The organism is Bacteroidota bacterium (assembly GCA_018831055.1).
In the GTDB taxonomy this organism is placed as follows: domain Bacteria; phylum Bacteroidota; class Bacteroidia; order Bacteroidales; family B18-G4; genus M55B132.
Map to the genome: position 1 here is coordinate 1 of JAHJRE010000208.1, position 2,829 is coordinate 2,829.

The 2,829-nt window shown below is 35.1% G+C and carries 1 protein-coding gene; it reads left to right on the forward strand.

The window, feature by feature from the left end; translation table 11 throughout:
• Positions 1 to 2,829 (forward strand): hypothetical protein (locus tag KKA81_13955; protein MBU2652028.1); only part of this gene is annotated, 2,829 nt, incomplete at both ends.

Below are 2,829 nucleotides of genomic sequence, written 5' to 3' on the forward strand. Positions count from 1 at the left end.
CCATTCCTATTTGGGTGGCTGATTATAAAGGAATTAGTATTCCGGTCAGCATTGATTACAACACCAGTGGTATCCTCGTTAATCAGTTAGCTTCAGATATTGGATTAGGTTGGTCTCTAAACGCAGGGGCTAAAATCACAAGACAGGTAAGGGGATTACCAGATGACACGTATAAGACAGACGTAGATAGTCTATATAAGAGCGAAATAGGTTGGCTTTTTAAAGACCCAAATGTACAATGGAGCTCAAACTCGTCAAATGCAGTGCAAGAAATAAACCTATTTAGTAATGCACCATTAGAGTTGATGAATATGGTTGAGGTACCTGATACGGGTTTTGGTGGGAAAACTGACACAGAACCGGACCGATTCTTTATTGACTGTTATGGGATAAGCGGGTCATTTGTTTTAGGGGCTGGAGAAGATGATGATAACGGATTAGGAAGAGAAATCCTTCTTATACCTTATCAAAATGTCAAGATAAGCTATACACTTCACCCAAGTAATAAAAACATAGAATCATTCAAAGTCATTGACGCAGTCGGTAATATATACTATTTTGGTAAAAAGGATACTATAAGAACAAACTCGAAAACAATCTCAAATTATAAATATGTTAGTCGTAGCTATATTATACATAGAGAAACAGGCTTGACATCAAATGAGCCAAGTGGTCCTGTTGCTGAGTATTCCACCCAAGTACATGAAATATCACATACAGACAGTACAGACAGGATTTATACAACTACTTGGTTTATTGATTCAATTAAAACGAATCAAAACCAATATACATATTTTGAATATGAAGACGAATGGATGTGCCTTGATTCGTCCTACCAAAAGTACTATATGATAGGTGGAAATAACGAAGATGACACCCTGATTTCAAAGGTGTTAATTAATTATATGATGCCTGATGCACCGCCTTTACTAAAAAGTCACCGCATAAAAACTATTTCAAATGATGGCATTGAAATTTGTTTCAAATACCAGGAATCTCCAACGCAGGTTCCAGCAAGGTTAGATGTTAATCATGCAGGGATTTCCGATGGCAGTAAAAAATGTAAAAGCCTTGATAAAATTTCCATATACAGAAAATTTAATGGAAATAGCAATCACATTAAAGATGTAGTTTTCAAATATGAGTATTATGAAGCATGTGAAAGCTATGTATATTTAAATGATCCTACCGCCATGCTGCGATTGGTTTTAAAAGAGATTAAGGACTCTATACCGGGTCAGGATATGCCATCCATTCAATTTCAATATAATGACCCATCTGATCTTCCGTCAAGACATTCCTATTCCCAGGACTTTTGGGGTTATCATAATGGAAATACAACCGACACTACTTTTGTTCCTACAATATATGTTTATCCGGATTTAACGGGTAGTGACCGTTTCCGGTTATTTAAAGATCCCGGTGGAACAGGTGACTATTCCACGCAATACATGATACCAGGGGCTGATCGAACACCTGATGCTCAATATATGAAGGATGGTATTCTTGAAAAAATAACCTTTCCATCAGGAGGTTATGTAAGCTTGATTTATGAGCCCCATGAATTTCGATATTTCAGCAGTAACGATTATGAATTCGAAGGTGCCGGATTAAGATTAAAACAAAAGATACTAAATGATGGTATTAAAAACATATCGGAAGAATATATTTATCAAACCCAAAGTCCATGTATTACCTCAGGAAAGCCAATCTCCTTGCCAATTTTCGGTTATTTTGATCCTCCTGATTATCATCCGAGTCCTGATTCTATGTTTTACAAAAAGAATTACATCAGATCAAATGGGAATATTGCTGATATGTCAGAGGGATTGATTGGCTATGAAACAGTCCAGGTTTTATTGGGAAATAACGGTGAGAATGGGAAATCTGTTTACCATTTTGCAAATAATGCAACTTTTAATGATACCGCATACGCTAATACAGATACATTATTCGAATTTACACCAATTATTATAAATAAAAGATTTGAAGAACATTACACAGCTAACCCTGATCCACCAACAGGAACATTGCCGCATCTAAACCTATTGTATAATTCCTTCCCTTTTGCTCCTAATACTAATTATTCATGGAATCGTGGATATTTGACTAAAATGGAAGTTTTTGATAATGAAAACAATAGAATAAAAGAAATTATTAATGATTATTCAATGTTTTTCAAAAATGGTCAGTCACCTGAAATTCTGTACGGCCTATCAAATGGCTTTTTAACCTATAAAGTTAACGGAACAGGATATGGTGGATTTAAATACCCATTATTTGCAAGCGGGAAATATAAAATTCTTACTCAAATGTGTCTTATACTATCCCAAACTATTGAAAAAATATATGAACCTGATTGCACTACTTCATACTTTGAAAAGACTACTCAATTTAAATACAACGATTTTGCGCAGACCAACCAAACCATAACGACTGACAGTAAGGGAATAAAACATATTTCCAGGATTTATTATTCTCAGGATTATTATTCCGGTGATAATCCTCCCAGTACCTCCGATACTGCATTAAAAGCCATTTATATAGCAGGATGTAAAAATATTAATTTACCGGTGGAATCACTTTCTATGATAAAAAAGGATGAAGAGAATGAAAGTCAGATATTATCAGCAAGCCTGAATCTTTACCAGGTCAAGTTTAATAATGAAGACACTTTGGTTCTTCCTTATCAAACCTACATCATCGAAACCAATGAACCAATAGATTCGAGTGATTTTGCTCTCGCAAAAATAACTCCAACCGGTCCTTTTTTTGATTTCGAGCAGGATTATGTAAAGAAACTGCAGTTCGACTTATTTGATACGCAAG